Origin of the sequence: Nicoliella spurrieriana (assembly GCF_023380205.1) — a bacterium.
GTDB classification, from domain to species: domain Bacteria; phylum Bacillota; class Bacilli; order Lactobacillales; family Lactobacillaceae; genus Nicoliella; species Nicoliella spurrieriana.
Genome location: NZ_CP093361.1, coordinates 804,438 through 821,612 on the forward strand (window position 1 = coordinate 804,438; position 17,175 = coordinate 821,612).

Annotated in this window: 14 protein-coding genes and 1 riboswitch; of the genes, 12 read left to right on the forward strand and 2 right to left on the reverse strand. The window is 42.5% G+C overall.

What is annotated here, in order from left to right; translation table 11 throughout:
• The first annotated feature begins 104 nt into the window (after window positions 1–104).
• From MOO44_RS04620 to MOO44_RS04655, 8 genes are all read left to right on the forward strand, one after another.
• Window positions 105–3,440 carry a KxYKxGKxW signal peptide domain-containing protein gene (locus tag MOO44_RS04620; RefSeq protein WP_260117245.1) on the forward strand — a complete coding sequence of 1,112 codons (3,336 nt, stop codon included), beginning with the start codon at window positions 105–107 and terminating at the stop codon, window positions 3,438–3,440.
• Window positions 3,441–3,843: 403 nt separating this feature from the next.
• On the forward strand, window positions 3,844–4,014 hold the full coding sequence (locus tag MOO44_RS04625; protein ID WP_260117246.1) for a hypothetical protein: 171 nt from the start codon (window positions 3,844–3,846) through the stop codon (window positions 4,012–4,014).
• A gap of 580 nt (window positions 4,015–4,594) precedes the next feature.
• Window positions 4,595–6,409, forward strand: coding sequence for a hypothetical protein (locus MOO44_RS04630; protein WP_260117247.1), 1,815 nt, complete (start codon window positions 4,595–4,597; stop codon window positions 6,407–6,409).
• Between the two features lie 109 nt (window positions 6,410–6,518).
• Window positions 6,519–6,620, forward strand: a riboswitch (TPP riboswitch).
• Window positions 6,621–6,707: 87 nt separating this feature from the next.
• Window positions 6,708–8,024, forward strand: coding sequence for a uracil-xanthine permease family protein (locus MOO44_RS04635; RefSeq protein ID WP_260117248.1), 1,317 nt, complete (start codon window positions 6,708–6,710; stop codon window positions 8,022–8,024).
• Window positions 8,011–9,129 (forward strand): LuxE/PaaK family acyltransferase, encoded by a 1,119-nt coding sequence (locus MOO44_RS04640; RefSeq protein WP_260117249.1) that lies wholly within the window; start codon window positions 8,011–8,013, stop codon window positions 9,127–9,129. The genes MOO44_RS04635 and MOO44_RS04640 overlap by 14 nt, the downstream gene beginning before the upstream one ends.
• Window positions 9,129–10,598: an acyl-CoA reductase gene (locus tag MOO44_RS04645; RefSeq protein WP_260117250.1), complete on the forward strand. Its 1,470-nt coding sequence runs from the start codon at window positions 9,129–9,131 to the stop codon at window positions 10,596–10,598. Before MOO44_RS04640 ends, MOO44_RS04645 begins: the two co-directional genes overlap by 1 nt.
• A gap of 11 nt (window positions 10,599–10,609) precedes the next feature.
• Window positions 10,610–11,371, forward strand: a complete 762-nt coding sequence (locus MOO44_RS04650) for an SDR family oxidoreductase (RefSeq protein WP_260117251.1) — start codon at window positions 10,610–10,612, stop codon at window positions 11,369–11,371.
• 682 nt (window positions 11,372–12,053) lie between these two features.
• The gene (locus tag MOO44_RS04655) at window positions 12,054–12,488 is read left to right on the forward strand and encodes a hypothetical protein (RefSeq protein WP_260117252.1); all 435 of its coding nucleotides are present in this window, start codon (window positions 12,054–12,056) and stop codon (window positions 12,486–12,488) included.
• Window positions 12,489–12,688: 200 nt separating this feature from the next.
• On the opposite strand, the gene MOO44_RS04660 is transcribed toward MOO44_RS04655, so the two are convergent.
• Window positions 12,689–13,075, reverse strand: coding sequence for a hypothetical protein (locus tag MOO44_RS04660; protein WP_260117253.1), 387 nt, complete (start codon window positions 13,073–13,075; stop codon window positions 12,689–12,691).
• Window positions 13,076–13,147: 72 nt separating this feature from the next.
• On the reverse strand, window positions 13,148–14,137 hold the full coding sequence (locus tag MOO44_RS04665; RefSeq protein ID WP_260117254.1) for a D-2-hydroxyacid dehydrogenase: 990 nt from the start codon (window positions 14,135–14,137) through the stop codon (window positions 13,148–13,150).
• Between the two features lie 379 nt (window positions 14,138–14,516).
• Here MOO44_RS04665 and galE point away from each other — a divergent pair, with 379 nt between their 5' ends.
• The 4 genes from galE (at window position 14,517) to MOO44_RS04685 (ending at window position 17,147) form a co-directional block, all read left to right on the forward strand.
• On the forward strand, window positions 14,517–15,509 hold the full coding sequence (gene galE / locus MOO44_RS04670; protein WP_260117255.1) for a UDP-glucose 4-epimerase GalE: 993 nt from the start codon (window positions 14,517–14,519) through the stop codon (window positions 15,507–15,509).
• 70 nt (window positions 15,510–15,579) lie between these two features.
• A complete protein-coding gene (locus MOO44_RS04675; RefSeq protein WP_260117256.1) occupies window positions 15,580–16,479 on the forward strand; it encodes an aldo/keto reductase in 900 nt (299 codons plus the stop codon).
• A gap of 85 nt (window positions 16,480–16,564) precedes the next feature.
• Complete coding sequence (locus MOO44_RS04680; protein ID WP_260117257.1) at window positions 16,565–16,711, forward strand: hypothetical protein; 147 nt, start codon at window positions 16,565–16,567, stop codon at window positions 16,709–16,711.
• Between the two features lie 169 nt (window positions 16,712–16,880).
• Window positions 16,881–17,147, forward strand: a complete 267-nt coding sequence (locus tag MOO44_RS04685) for a hypothetical protein (protein ID WP_260117258.1) — start codon at window positions 16,881–16,883, stop codon at window positions 17,145–17,147.
• The last annotated feature ends 28 nt before the right edge of the window (window positions 17,148–17,175 follow it).

The window sequence follows — 17,175 nt, forward strand, 5'->3', positions numbered from 1 at the left end:
TTATAAAACTTTTCTTCAAGGATCTAACTGCGGTTAGGTCCTTTTTTTTATGAAATTAATGTATAATAGTTAATATAATTGTTTTATAAGTAAGGGGTATTATAATGTTTAAAAAATCGAACGAAAATAAAATTCATTATAGAATGTATAAGTCTGGTAAACAATGGATTACTGTTGGAATTGTTACCACTATATTAGGTGTAGGTGCGTTTTCAATTGATAAACAATCCGTACATGCTGATACTAATGAAACGCAAATTGTTAGTGATAATAACTCAGTTAATACTAATAATAGCACTAATAAATCCAGCTTATCTGATTCAAATGTGAGCAGCGTTAGTTCTATCAGTTCTGTATCTAGTTCTGAAGCTAGTGTTTCTATTACTAGTATGGCTAATTCACAAGGTGCTAGTAGTTCAGCTGATAGTTTTACTACTTTGAATGATAGTACTGGTTCATCAATTAGCTTAGCTAGTTCTTATGCTTCTTCTAAAGTGGACACCACTAACGATTTACTTACCAATACAATTGTTAATCAGAACTTTCATTATAATGTTCCACAGGGTTACTCTAATGATATTCAAACAATCTTACCCCATACGAATAACAATGGTGTTACTGACTACTACGATATTTATTATTTAAATAATCCCCATCCTAACCAGGTTTTATTTAGTGATCAATGGTACCATGTAACAACTACAAATTTTAAAACATTTACTCCTTTCGATAGTGCAAACCCCACTAGTGTTAACAATGTTGCAATTCCTGATCCTGACTATGTAGATTCAAAGGGCAATAATGATGTTGAGGTTGCAGCTAATAATAAGGATGGAATTCCTTGGAATTATGTTGCCACTGGTTCTGTTATTTATAATAACGGATTATTAACTCGTGATGAATGGGGAAATCCGATTGATACTAATGCTAAATTAGCTTATTTTTCGACCTATACAGGAGTAGATCAAAAAATTTATCTTGCATACAGTAATAATGATCAGCAATTTCATCCATATTCAAGCAATCAGGTAATTCAAAAGAGTGATTATGGAATTACTGCTGCTGATTTTAGAGATATTAATGTTCTTAGATACAATAATAAGTTAATTGCATACATATCTGGTGGTTGGGAAAGAAAAATGTATGTTTTGACTAGTAATGATGGTTTAAATTGGTCATATAATCCAGCTAATGATATTAATCTTGATGATGGACATGCAACGGAAGTGGAAACACCAATTATAAAGGTAATCAATGGTCAGGCATTTATGTTTTATTCTTGGCATGGTGGAAACAGTAGTGGTGATACTAATGATTATCGTGCAAATGGTGCCATTAAGGGTGTCATTGGTAGTGACGGAATTTTTAGATTAACTAGTGATAGTAAGCCGTTTGTTGTTGATGGATCTACTTACCGTGGTGATACCTATGCTGGTAATTACACGAATATTGATCCTGATACATTAATTAATATTAATTGGTCAGGGAGTTGGATTTATTCTCCATTGAATACGATTAGTGGGTATTCATTTACTAAGCATAGTGGTAGTTTTGCAATGCCACGTTTGGTGCAATATATCAATGGTCAGTTAGTTTATACTACGGTTGAACCTAACAATAGTTTGATTGCTAGTTATAATTTATCTAACAACGTTAAAAATCCCATTCTGGTTGGAAATAATAATAAATTGGATTTGTCGTTTGCTGATTCAAATTCAGATAAGGTTATTACATTGGATCGTTCTAATTCAAAAATTAAGATTAAAATTAGTAATGGAAAATTAACTGTAAACCGTTATAATGATTTAAAATCATTACTTACAAAAAAAGATACGACTCCAATTTCATTGAATAATATTTCAAAAGCTGAATTATATATTGATAATTCTACAATTGAGCTATATCTACCTGAAGCAAACAAATCATATAATATCGTTAACCTTAATGATATTCAAAATGAACCATATAAATTGACCGTGAATACTGACGCAAGGGTTGATAATTATGAATTTAATACTAATGCACCTGCACTAACTTCTGATAAAATTAATTTAGTTGTTAAAAATATGAATGCTTATGTTCAGAACGATATTAGTAGTGTAAATTCACTTAATAGTATTATTAATAGTTATTATGCTAATCGGACTAAGGATGCTGACTACGATGATCTTAGTGGGAAAGCTAGTGCTGCTGCTAGTGGTTTGAGTGATGCACAAAGTTCACTTTCATTAGCTAACAGTTATGCATCTAAAGCCGATTCATTATCTAGTGCCAGTGATGCCAGGGCTGATTTATATTTAGCATTAGCTAGTTCAGCATATGCTAGTGCTTCAAATGCTGAAGACTATGCAACTCAAGATATTATGATTGCTAACAATTCAATGGCTGCAAAGGCACCAAGTGCATTTACAAGTGTTGATAATTTAAATACGATAAATGGACGTAATGTTAAGTTTATCAATGGTCAACAGGTTAATGGTAAGATTATTACTGATCAAGATGGTAATGCACACTATTACGATCCGATTAATGGAAATGAAGTTAAGAATGCTTTTTATGCTAATAATGGAAAAACGTATTATTTTGATGAGAATGGTAACATGGTCAAGAACCAACAGTTGCAAATCAATAACTACTACTATTCATTTAATCAAAATGGTGAAGCATTAACCGGACAGCAAACAATTAATAAACAGGAATATCTCTTTGATAGTAGTGGGGCTCAGATTAGAAATCAAATTGTTAAGAATAATAGTGGTCATTTCTACTACTACGGTTCAAATGGAGCTTTAGTTACTAAAAGTAGAAATATAAACGGCCAAAAGCTAACAATTAAAAAGAATGGCCAAATCACAAGTAGTAATAAGGTACTAACGTTAAATGATTCGATTACAGGTAGAACTGTAGATTACTATATTGGGAAGAACGGGAAAGCAGCTGGTGGAGTTAAGCAAATTGGTAACCTACTCTATGATTTTGACAAAGATGGTAAATCAATTAATGGTGTTTTTGTATTGAATTCTAAAAATAATGTTATTGGTTATCGTGATGCTTATGGAGTAACTGCAAGAAATACTTATGGACATAGTTTTACAAATGATGACTACTATTTCTTTAATAAGAATGGAAGACCAGTTATTGGGAACTTCACTGGTAATGGAGTTGAACAATATTATAATAAAAAGGGTGTTTTAGTTGTTAGTGCATTCTTACATTACAGTGGTGGTCGTCTTAAGTATGCTGACCGAAATGGTACGATTGCTCAAAATCTATTATTTGAAGTTAATGGTAAAAAGTATGTAGCAATTAACGATGGATACTTATTACAAAATAGTAAGTTAACAATTAATGGAACTTGGTATTCTGCCGATAAGAATGGGGTATTAACGAAAATTAAGAAGCCTAAGGATATTAATACCCAGCCTAAGCAATCAGTTTAAACAAAATAAAAAATATTAATCTAAATTAAAAAGCTTATTCCTAGTAATTATAGGAATGAGCTTTTTAAATAATTGATTTTAATTTGACATCAAAGAGGTGGTAGTAGACATCTTTAAATCGTTCCGGTGGGATTGGTAGCGGGCTGGTGATCCAGATTTCAATGATTGCCAGTGAAAACTTCACGATTAATCGGAGGTAGTTTGCGTATTTTCCGTTCGGATCCAATAGGCGTCTGATTAACTTGAGGTACTTATGCTTTAGGTAGCGTTGCCAATCACCATTAATCGATGAATTGTAGAGGATCCGGATTTTCTCACGGTAGGTGTATATTTCAGGAATCGTGGTGTCGGAAACACACTTTAATAGGACGTCTAACGACTGGGTCGCTTGGATGTAATGGCCATGGTCTACGATGGAATGGATAATATTACTGTCGATTTCATGGAAAATGAATTGTTGAATGTGGCGCTGATCATTAAAGTGGTTGTAAAACGTCCCCTTGGAAATGCCAGCCTCGGTAATGATGTCATTATTAGTAATGTCGTTTGCATTCTGGGTATCGAGCAGAATTAGATATGCATCTGCTATTTTGGACTTGGTTTGATTAATAATTACACCTCTTATTACAATAGTTTAACAGTAATATTACAATATTATAACACGGAATTCACTACCGGTATAATTTATTGGACAATTTGAGTCATTTTGGGTTGAAAATTGAACTATTTTATAACCGGGGTTCAATTCTAACTAATTTGTTAAGTTCTAAATATTTAGTTAAGATAATAGTACATATCAAACGATATTGCCATTCAATTGATTCCTAATTTAGTAGCGTACCTGATCGATTCGCTGCTGAAATCCTAACTGACCATTAGCATTCCTTTAAAATCAAGGCGTTAATTGAATGGCTGAATATCGTGGACTTAAAAGATATTTTATCTCTTTTATAATTATTCACATAGCATATCAGAATCTCTCATTCTTAATAAATCCATCAGTCAATTGATTGATGGATTTATTTTTATACTAGTGGTTCGAAACGGTCTAACCGTCCAAATATTACAAATTGTCACAAACAATCGGCATGGATTATACTAATCACAGTTATGAATTAGTTATGAATTCTATTTTAAAATGGCGGTGAATATTCATGAAACGATGGGGATTGATCACGACCCTAATGGCAGCGACAGTGTGTTGGTGTGGCTTGACACATCAGCATGCTTCAGCAGCCCAGCAATACTATGCTAATTTCAATCAAAATTCAGTGGCAAATCCGCCCGAGTTACAATCGGGAAACGGGTTAACGCCCACGAATCAACCGGCCACGACGGTGGGCAGCATCCCACCGACCGTGGTCTATAACGGCAAGTTCAATCAGACCCAATACCAGATGGACCAGCAAAACCCCAGTCACAGCTACACCGATCAACAGGGGACGACGACCTTTAATACCGACTACTACCTCCCGAACGGCTTCCACGTTGATTCGCGGGAGTACGGCAATTACCAAAGCAGTGCCCAGATCGGTGATAATATGTATTTTGTTGAATCATTAGGCGACAAGGTCAAGCAGGGGGCGATTGCGAAGTACAATACGACCGACTTGACGAACCTAGGGGTCCTGGGTGGCAACGGTGACGGGCGTGATTTAATTTGGAAGGCATATACATATACCTCCCCATACACGGCCTATGGGCAAGCCAACTTAAAGCTGGCTGCTAACTACCAATCGGTGTTAAACGATGCGCAAAACAGCGATAATGACTCGCAAAATGCGGTCCAGAATGCAAGTGCGCAGGTGGCTAGTGACCAACAGGATAATCAGGCGTACCAAGCCGCGTTGCAAAAGATTACGAATGCTGCTGACCAATATGCTGCTAAGGTCCAATCAGCATTGGTCAAGCAACGCCTGTTCAATGCGAAGATTACGAAGCGGCTCGCGGCTAGTAACTACGTGGCCTACTTTAACCAGGTCACGGCTACGAGCCTGAAAACCGCCAATCAAGTCACTACCAAGCGCAAGCAGGTGGTCAAACGCTTGCGGAAGGCTAAGCCGGCCCAACGCAAGGCGCTTATGAAGCAGTTAAAGCAACTGACGGGGCGCCAAACACAGCTAAGGGCGACCGTTAAGGCGGCCAAGGTGGCGTTAAAGCAGTTCAATCAGGGGATCGGGAAACGGTATTTGACTGCGACCCAGAACGTGAACGACTCGAACCAGTTGGTCAACCAGGACCAATTAGACGTGCAAACGGCTGAGCAGAACGTGACCCATAACGTGCAGTCGCTAGAGGCCGAACACGCCCAGTATTTGAAATACATGGCAATCGTAGATGCGGCGCAGGTGAGTCCGTTGTTAAATATCGGCCACGGTCAGACGTTGTCGTATAATCCGGTCACGCAGAACCTCTATTTGGTCCAAGACGATACGCTGGCCAATCTGCCGGCGGGCGGGACGAATACGATTACCGAAATCAATCCGACCACGTTGCAGCCGATTAAGCAGTTCAACTTCCCGTTGATCAATGGAAATGCAAATTACAGCATTAATACGCTGACCTTTGATACGGCCGGGAACGCCTACTTTGGCCGCAAGGAGTCGGTCGTTGAAGCCGGGCAGAAGAGTTTTTCGACCTACCAGATCTACAAGGGGACGCTGAATGAAACCACCGGGGCGGCCAATTTTAGCGCCGTACCGCAAAACATTAACTGGGGTGGGTATAGTAACCAAAACCTTGATTATGATGCATATAACAACCGGATGTACATTGTTTCTGATAATATCATCACCTCGGTCCCATTAGACAAGCTGGTGGCGGGGACGCTCCAGCCAAGTGACGTGCACTACATGTCGTTTGGGATTAACCGTGAATTTGAGGACCTGTCGTTTGATGCGCAGGGGTACGGGTACCTACTGACGCTGTGGAGTCCGGAAGTGATGAAGTCACAGGCGCCGTTGGATTAAATGAATAAAAGCGTGGTTAATTTTACATTGACCACGTTTTTATTTTGGAATGAAAAATCAAGGGGGGCTTTTAGGTTGGCTACTTACTATGCTATACTCAGGTTACTTAATTAACTGCAAGGGGAGCCGTTTGGCTGAGAGTAGGTCCGTCCTTAACCCTTATGAACCTGATCTGGTTAGTACCAGCGTAGGAATGCAGCGACTTTGATTTTAAATGGAAACTTTTTCAATTTGCGGTGGTGAATTGGGTTCTCAGTTTAATTAAGCCAAATTGCTTAATTTAAGGAGAGATGTTTTCATGGAAAATGATCAAGCAACCACTGATTTGTCCACCAATGACTTAAAATGGGGACAAACATTTCTTGCTAGTATTCAACATATTTTTGTTTCAAACGTGTGGTTAGACCCGATTTTTGTTGCGTCCACTGCGGGGCTATCACTAACACTATCCACTAACTTAGTGAATGCAATTTTTATTGCATCTGGGTTGGTGACCATTATTCAAGCGACCAAATTAGTACGACTTCCAATCGTTCAGGGGCCCTCTGCAGCTTTTGATGCATTGATGATCAATGCGGGAAAGACGGGGACCCTGCCAGCTGCAGGCGGATCGATTTTACTGAGTGCTATTTTGGCGTTTTTTTTAGCAATTACGGGATTATTGGGGAAGCTGACCAAGTGGTTAACGCCCGCAATTACCGGGACCATTATTTTTCTTGTGGGGATTTCACTAGCCAGCTTCACGTTAGAAGAATTTTTGGGCGGGAATCCGACTGCTGCAAGCTTTGCTGCCCCTAAGACACTGTTAGTAGCGATTGTCACCGCTGCCATTGTGGTGGGGCTCTCCATCTTTGGCCGGGGCTTTTGGCACCGCTATTCATTCTTGATTGCGCTTGTGGTGGGGGATGGATTGGCCTTTGCGACTGGGATGATCGACCTCTCGGGACTGGCGCATAAGCCCCTCTTTGGGTTCCCACAATTATTGCCGTACGGAATGTTACGGTTCAACTGGACGTTATTTATTACCTTCTTCATTGCCTATTGTGTGGCAATCATCGAAGCCATTGGGGTGTATGAGGCCTCGGCGGATGTGACCAAGACTAAAATTGACCAAAAGCGAATTGAAAAGGGGATTGCTGGTGAAGCAGCGGGTTCGATTCTTTCTTCAATGATCGGTGGGTTCCCAACAACGGCCTTTGCTCAAAACCTTGGGGTAATGAAGCTGACCGGGATTCATTCACGCAAGCCAATCCTATTGGCTGGGAGCTTGTTATTAGTGTTCGGCTTTATTCCTAAATTAGGGGCCTTTCTATCACTAACCCCGGCACCAGTAATTGGTGGAATGTTCTTACCAGCCGCAGCAACGCTGATCACGACTGGCTTTGCGATTTTAAAACGGGCTGAGAGTAACGATACGAATAATTTGATCATTGGGTTATCGATTATGTTGGCAATCGGCATCCCTGCCTATGCGACTAATTATTCGGGGGCACTGAGACCACTATTAACGAATAACATTTTGCTTGGGGCAATTGCTTCCGTATTACTACACATTTTGTTAGTGGCAGTGCCTAAAGCGTTTCAACGGCGGGAGGTCAATCATGAATCAAATTAAAAATGATGTCTTAACATTTATTCAACAGCATCCAGCAATTGGGACTCCTAATGACGACCAAGACTTTAATCAGCTTGCGTTAAAAATTTTTAAATATCAGTTTGAGCATAACTTACCATTTAAAAGCTATGCGAAGCACCAGCGCAAAACACCGCTGTTGGTACATGACTGGACTCAAATTCCGTTGATGCCGATTCGGGGGTATAAATACCTGTCGTTATCCGCTACTCCGATTACTCCTGATGAGCCGGTATTTATGTCCAGTGGGACCACGGATCCGACCCACCGGAGCCGGAATTATCATCCGACGTTTGAGACCTGGGATGCCTCGATGAAGGGGCCGTTCAAGCAATTTGTGATGCCCGATCGAGACCGGATGCGCATCATCGGATTATTTCCGGGGGCAGATGTGAATCCACACTCCTCGCTGTCAAGATACGTTAGTAAGGCACTGGCGTTCTTTGGTGATGATCAGAGCCACATTTACGTTAATGAGCACGCCATGGACTTTTCCAGCATCGTCGGCGCCTTGCAAACAGCGATTAAGCAGAACGAGCCGGTAATGTTATTGGGGGCTAGTTTCTCGTACGTGCACCTATTGGACTACCTAAGGCAACACGACCTGCACTTTCAGTTGCCCGCTGCGAGTCGCATCTTTGATACCGGGGGCTTTAAGGGCCAATCCCGGGAATTGGGCTTGAATGACTTATTACAACAGCTTAGTGCAACGTTTGGGGTCGCACGGGACCACCATATTAATATGTATGGGATGACCGAGGTTTGTTCGCAGTGTTACGACCGCAATCTTTTTGATATGGCTCACCATCAGCCCGTTCATGATACTAAGTTGGCTCCCGCCTGGGTCCGGATTCGGATTCTAGACCCAGACACCTTGGCGCCAGTTCAGGCTGGACAAACGGGCTTAATTGCCTACTATGACCTGACTAATTGGAATTCATGTGTGGGGATTTTAACTGAAGATCTGGGGGTGCAATCTGCTGCTGGGTTTAAATTACTGGGGCGGATTAAGGGGGCCGAGGCCAAGGGCTGTTCAATTGCGATTGATCAACTATTGACTGCGACTAACGCCAGGGGGCAAAAGTAATGCCAGCAACCATTAAAATCATCCCGCTTGATATCTTTAAATTACCGGATTCAATTAGCGTTCAATCATTTCGGTATCAATCAGTCACGGTGGGGACCACGGTGTATTCACTCCGGTATCCGGTAATCGATGCGGATGCGATTGCCCACACCGCCCGCTTAATTGAAGCCCACCAACAAAGCGATTTAGCCAAACGCACCGTTGCTGAAATCATTGACGTGATCGACCGCGCCATTCAGCTCTGGACGCAGCCCCAATATCCACAGCGTTGCCTAGCAATGCAGTTGATTCCAGTATTGACTGGGTATAATGCTGAAACAGTTGCATTAGAAATGAAGCGCTTTGTGCGGGTCTTTCGGAAGAAGGAACTCCTGCGGTTCGTGGATACGGAGCTAGACCAGCCCGGGATTTTGGATCAATTTCATCCACAGAAAATTGGAAGTAGCACCAAGGCGTTTGGCCCGAACGGGATTTTCCACGTTTTCTCAGGGAATATTCCGGGGTTGCAAATTTGGCCGCTAGTGATGGGGATGCTAGTTAAGTCAGCGAACCTAGGGAAGACGTCATTAGCTGAACCGCTCTTCCCAATTTTATTCATGCAATCCATTGCAGCAATCGATCAGCGCCTCGCGGATTGCGTTGCAATTATGCCATGGCAGGGGGGAACGACTGCATTAGAACGAGCCGCAATTGACAATACCGATGCCACGATTGTTTATGGCTCCAATCGAGCTGTTGAGGGCATCCGGAAGCTGGTTCCGACTGAAAAACGCTTTCTCCACTATGGATATAAGATTAGCTTTGCAATGGTTGGTAAAGAGGCGCTCACTGCTGAATACTATCCTAAAACCGTCAAGCGCGCCGTGGAAGACGTTGCGGTGTATGACCAACAGAGTTGTTTATCCGCGCAAGCGATTTTTGTGGAACGCAATGGTGCGGTGACGCCCCATCAATTTGCTAAGTTAGTGGCGACTGAATTACAAAATTACCAGCTAAAACGGCCGCGGGCGCAGTTGACGACCGAAGAAGCGGCTGCAATTGTGCGCCTGCGGAATGAATATCAACTAAAGCGGGTTCAAGGGGCTTCCGTAGATGTGATTGAAAGTGCGCATGATACTAGTTGGACCGTTATTTTTCATGACCATCCGGGCTTTGCGAATTCACCGTTGAACCGGACGGTCAATATCTTTGCCATTGGCCACCTGGAAGATGTGAATCAATACCTAGCGCAATATCAACAGTTCCTGCAAAGCTGCGGCCTAGCGGTGGCCCCGGAACGGGTGTTTCCGCTTGCAAATCAATTAGGCCGCATCGGTGTTGACCGCGTCTCTGCACTGGGTGAAATGACCCGTGCAAAACCGGGCTGGCACCATGACGGGGGCTTTAACCTATTAAGCCTGTTGCACTTTGTGGATGTTGAACGCAATGCTGAGGACTTAGCTGAACACTATGATCCAGATGTCGAATAGGGGGAAATGAAATGTTACTTGATAATAAAGTGGCCCTGGTCACCGGGAGTAGCCGTGGAATTGGGGCTGAGATTGCAAAACAGTTCGCGAAACAGGGGGCGATCGTTGCAATTAACTACCTCCATAGTAAGACCCGTGCAGAACGGGTGGTAGCTGAGATTAATGCTGATGGTGGGACCGCATTTGCGGTGCAGGCTGATGTCCAAGATTCAGCTGCGGTGGATGCCATGTTGGCCCTAATCAATGATCAATTTGACGGGGTGGATATTGTGGTTAATAACGCCCTCAAGCACTACCGCTTTAATCCAAAAACTAGAAAAACGAGTCAAGCGATGGACTGGACTGATTATCAATCCCAATTGGATGGGAGTCTAAAGGGCGCCTTTAATGTTTGCCACGCTGCGGTTCCACTGATGAACGGCGAAGGGCGCATTATTAACATGGTCAGTAATTTAATCGAATCGCCGGTGATCCCTTACCATGACTACATTACCGCTAAGAGCGCGTTAATGGGCTTTACCCGGTCGCTAGCGGCTGAAGTGGGGCGGTTGGGCATCTTGGTGAACGCAATTGCCCCAGGGTTAACGTATCCTACTGATTCCAGTATTGAAACGCAGAATGATGTTCGTGAATCCATCGTTAGTAACACCCCGACCGGCCGGCTCACCGTGCCACAAGATATTGCCGGGACTGCGACCTTCTTGGCTTCGCCACTAGCTAGTAACATTACCGGTCAGTGTTTATATGTCGATGGTGGCTTGGTGATGCATTAGTTGAATAAGTAAAAAAATGACTACCATTACCGGTGGTCATTTTTAATTTCAAAGATGTTCTAATCATAATTGTTATTAGCAATTTTAAAAGTAAATTTATCTATATCTTTGATTATCTTACTTGCATTTCTATTTTTGTTTCGTACTTTTCCTACCAATGTAAGTGAGTTAAATCTAATTTATTGAAATCAATATCATTTACTGATCCGATAATTAACTTTTTTCCGTTGATATATGATAGTTACCAGTTAATAAGACTAAAAAAGGTACAGCAAATAGCCATACCTCCCTTATATGAGCACTGAGTAATTAGATGTCAATTACCGCGACTAGTGATCGGATATAGGCCTCCGTCAGGCAATATTACGTGCTCCAGTAATAATTTATCAATCAGGAAACGATCAGTTCATCAATAGACAAACCTTCGCATATTTCCTCAAAGTTATCTTAACAGTTTTTATATCTATTTCAATAAATTAGTTGTGCTAAAATAATTGAAGAAGAAATCTATAGCGTTTAATATATTCGATATGGTTAAATTATGTTAATATTACTTTGATTTAAAAGCGTAAATTTTATTTAATAGCTTGAAATTTATTGAATTAAATGATATTATATTTATAATCAATAAGTTATTTAAAAGCTTTTTGATTTTAATTTTATAAAAATGGAGTTGATAATCATGGAACATACATGGTTAATGCAGGAAGATGTGTTTGCTTACTATGTTGCAAAATTTGAATTTAAGAATTTGAATTTAAATAACTATTCAATTGCCGCTAATCAGATTCAAACAACATCTGATAGTCTTAGGGCAAGAGTTCAAAATGCTAGATATGTAATCAATAGTATTAAAAATAACAAAAATAACAACAATAATAACAACAATAACAACAATAACAACAACAAAAACAATAACAACAACAATAACAACAATAACAACAATAACAACAAAAACAATAACAACAATAATAATATCAAGGGATTAAGTCATGCTGCAAATCAAACAGAATCAGTAGTAGTTTTTATGGAGGAAATGGAAAAACATTATCAACCTACAAATGCTAATGATACTTTTGAACAACATTTACAAAAATTCTTAAATGCTACCTTGTAAAAAACAGCTTAATCAACATTAACCCCCGATTGATTGGACAGAAAATGTTCAAACAATCGGGGGTTTTGCTTGCACAGGATATTGACAAATATTAAAAACAAAAATAGAATCTCAATTACAAAATCGATGGTTATAATTGAGATTCTAGCAAAAAAGGCAGATGCTAATTACTAGCATCTGCCTTTAATTTATGAAGCGAATTACTTAAGAACTTTGTCAACGACCCCTTCAACGGAATCCTTAGCTAATGGCTTGTATTCATTCTTCTTTTCGTCAAGTTCATATGCGTCGACGTCGTTTAAGCCGTCCACATCGATGTCCTTGTAGTCCTTACTATCGTTTACGGCTTGCTTAACTTCTTTTCCAGTTCCGTAAAGTAAGAAGCCACGGGAATCCTTTTTGGAAAGTAATTCTACCAACGTCTTACGGTAGTCTTCAGCCTTGGATTCACTGTGATCGATGGTTTCAGCAAGGTTTAATAAGGTGTTCCAGCCATCAGTAGGGGTGATGGTATCTTCCTTAGCACTCTTTTTAACGTCGTTTAAACGATGTTCAACTTCTTTAGCAGCATATTTCTTTTCACTCATAAATAATACCCTCTTTAGTTATTTAATATATCACTAATTTACCACATGCTTATGAAGAGTCAAGCAATACGCCTAGTTAACCGGACTGAACGGTGTTTCACCATCGAGGATTTGCTTAGTGTTATTCAGTGAGATCTGGACCATGTTCTTGACCGCCATGTCGGTGTAAAAGGCGATGTGGGGAGTCAAGACCACGTTCTTCATTGGTAATAAGGTGTCGATGTATGGATTCCCCGTCTTTTCACCGGGGAGCTTGTGGGAGAAGTAGGCGTCTTCGTCTTCGACCGTATCGAGGCCGGCGGATTGAATTTCACCCGTCTTTAGGGCTTCGATCAAGTCCGGGGTGTTGACGACCTTTCCCCGGGAGGCGTTAATGAAGATGGCACTCTTCTTCATCTGGGCAAAGCGCTTTTGGTCCATGAAGTGGTACATATCATCGGTCAATGGCGTGTGCATCGTGACCACGTCGGCCGTGGATAGTAGCGTGTCGTAATCAACGTATTCGAGGGTGTCGCCTAGTTCCGGACGGTGAATCGGATCGGTAGCGATGACGGTCGAACCGAGGGCCTTGAAGATGCGGGCTACGGTGCTGCCGATCTTTCCGGCCCCGATGATCCCAATCGTAAGGTTGTGGATCTCAGGAGCTTCCACGCCGGCCCAACTGAAGTCGTTGTGGTGTTCGTTGACTTCGATCATGTGGACCTTTCTAAGTAGGTTCATGGTCAACGTCAGGGTGTGTTCTGCGACTGAGCGGGGCGAGTAAGCCGGCACGTTGGTCACGGTAATTCCGTTGTCGCGGGCCGCTTTTAGATTGTAGGATTCATAACCGGTACTGCGCACCGCTAGGTTCTTGATGCCGTGGTCGGCTAGGGCTTTGTAGACGGCGGGGTCTTCAAGTGGTTCTAATTGTAGGACCGAGACGCCATCGTAGCCGTCGACTAAATCAACGTTGTCCAGGCTGAGTTGGGCGGGATTGGTATCGACGGTTACGCCGTTGGCCTTAGCCCATTCGTCAGCTGCTGGTTGTTCATCCGGTCTTGCACCGAGCATTAAAATTTTCATGAATAAATCCTCCTAAATAAAAAGCCACCCACTGATTTTCATCATGGGTGGCAGATTGTTATGCGCACCCGCGCTAAGCTGCATGGCGAAATTGCGCGAGTGGTTTGAAATCAAATCGAAAGGACCTTGACAGCTCGCGATGACGTCGATGCACCGGCAAACTGCCAAAATCGGTCACTAATATTTAATTGAGTGTGTTTAATAATCATGATTACCAAACCCCTTCGATATTAGTTATCCTTATCATACAATTTTTGCGTTAAAAGTCAAGATTTTCTTTATTTTATTGAGTTCTGTTAAAGTCCGTTGCGTACCACTTCTAAATGTAAGATAATTGAAACATTAATTACTTAGAGCAGAGAAAGTGAGATGCATTACTATGGCAATCTTGGTTACAGGTGGCGCTGGTTACATTGGTTCACAGACCGTCGCAACGTTAATTAAGGATGGCTACGAAACCGTCGTGGTCGATAATTTATCCACTGGGCACCGCGCCGCAGTGGCTCCCGCAGCAGAATTTTACGAAGGGGACGTTCGCGACCGCGAATTTTTGGACTATGTCTTCGCCCATGAATCCATCGATGCAGTGATTCATTTCGCTTCTGATTCGATCGTGGCGGATTCGATGAAGGATCCATTGAAGTACTTTGATAATAACGATGGTGGGATGATTTCACTTCTGGAATCAATGCGCGACCATGAAATTAACCGGCTGGTCTTTTCATCAACGGCGGCGGTGTATGGCCAGCCCGACCAGATGCCGATTAAGGAAACGACGCCAAAGCACCCGACGAATGCGTACGGGCAAAGTAAGTACATTATGGAACAAATGGCCAAGTGGGCTGATTCCGCCTACGGCATCAAGTTCACGGCGTTACGCTACTTTAACGTCGGTGGGGCGAGTGCTGACGGTTCGATCGGTGAGGACCACAATCCAGAGACACACTTGATTCCGATCATCCTCCAGGTCGCCAGTGGCAAGCGGGCGGTCTTTAAGATGTTCGGTGATGACTACCACACCCCCGATGGGACCAACGTGCGGGATTACGTCCACGTCGTTGACCTCGCCGCCGCCCACGTGTTGGCAATGAAGCGCCTATTAAATGGTGGTGATTCACAGGCCTTTAACCTCGGGTCTTCGCACGGCTTTTCGAACTCCCAGATTTTAGCGGCAGCCCGCAAGGTCACCGGTGATGCGATCGAGACCGAAAAGGCACCACGGCGTCCCGGCGACCCCGACGAATTAGTCGCCGATTCGACCAAGGCGCGGACCGAACTGGGTTGGCAGCCCCAATATGAAAATATTGAGACGATTATTGCCGACGCCTGGCGCTTTATGGAGAAACACCCACGGGGATTTAAACGCGACTAAGCAAGTTAATTGCAGGCAGCTCCTGATTATTCTACAATGGTGTTGTAAATTAATTTAAGGAGGTACCATCATGGAAGGATTAACTACCACCACAAAGTTAAATAACGGTGTGGAAATGCCTAGACTTGGAATGGGGGTTTGGAAGAGCGATAACACGACTGCTAAACACTCCGTGATCGAAGCACTCAAGCACGGTTACCGGATGATCGATGTTGCAAAGCAATACGGAAATGAAGCCGGGACCGGTGAAGGGATTAAGGAAGGCTTAGCCGCCCTTAAGATGAACCGTAAGGACCTCTTCGTTACGACGAAGGTTTTTAACGGCGACCAAGGCTACGACACGACGTTGCATGCATTTGAAGGGCAGTTAAAGCGCCTCCAATTGACCTACGTGGATCTACTTTTGATTCACTGGCCAGTTGACGGGAAGTACATTGACACCTGGAAGGCAATGGAAAAGCTCTACCATGATGGCAAGGTCCGCGCGATTGGGGTTTCTAATTTCAATAACGAACGGATGGACGACCTATTGGCCCACGCCACTGTGACGCCCGCTGTTAACCAAATGGAATTTAACCCAATTTGCCAAGACCAAGACATCGTTGAACACGATAACCACCTAGGGATTCAAGTCGAAGCTTGGTCACCACTTGGTGGCGGGGAATCACTGAGTGACCCTGAAATTAACAAGTTGGCTGAAAAGTACGGCAAGTCCGCTGCCCAAGTCATCCTACGGTGGGACTGGCAACGTGGCATCGTAACGATTCCAAAGTCATCCCATGAAAAACGGATCGTTGAAAACAGCGACATCTTTGACTTCGAACTTTCGGATGAAGATGTCGAAACGATTAACAAGTTAGACAAGGACAAGCGTTCATTAACTTACGATATGTTCCAATGGCACAATCCTAAGGGTGCGCCTGATGACGTTGATAAGTGGGACGATTCACCTGCTGACTACAAAGCTTAATTGAACATCAATTTATAAAAATCGGTTCTCTTCACGGAGGGACCGATTTTTTTGCGTATTTAGCAGGGAGTAAGGAGGGATGACGATGGCAGAACCGAACCATTTGGATACCGAAGGTTTCTTCGCAGCAATCGACCAATTAAAGGAAGATATAGCCCGGATCGATAGTCAATTTCCGGATGATCCGGACCGCGCAGCAGAAGAATTGCGCAAGCTCTGGGAAACCGAGTAATGACTAGGAGAGTCGCTATTTAGCGGCTCTTTTTTGTTGCAATTTTTGTAATATTCTTGGCTTTCAAACTACCTTTCGTTAGTGGTATGATATAAGGGAGTATTTTTAAAATTGTTTAATGGGATTACTACCTAAAAAATTAGTCTAATGGATAAAGGAAGTGTTAGTCATGACAGAAAAATCAAGGAATCACGAAGCGAGTGCGGGGGTGCCATCCCTGACTGCTAAAAAAGCAGCGCTTCGTAAATTCGTGGCGCTTTCTGACATTCAGTTACAGGCGCTCATTGACCGGATTGCCCCAGACGATCGCAATCGCAAGGTTTTACAAGCGAACCTGGAGCAGCAAAGTAACCTCATGAAATCGCAGATCGATAAGGTGACCACCATTGAAGAGGCGGATCAGCTTTACGATCGCTTTGAAAAAGAATTTAAATAACTACTAAAACCATGATTAAAAACGTTGA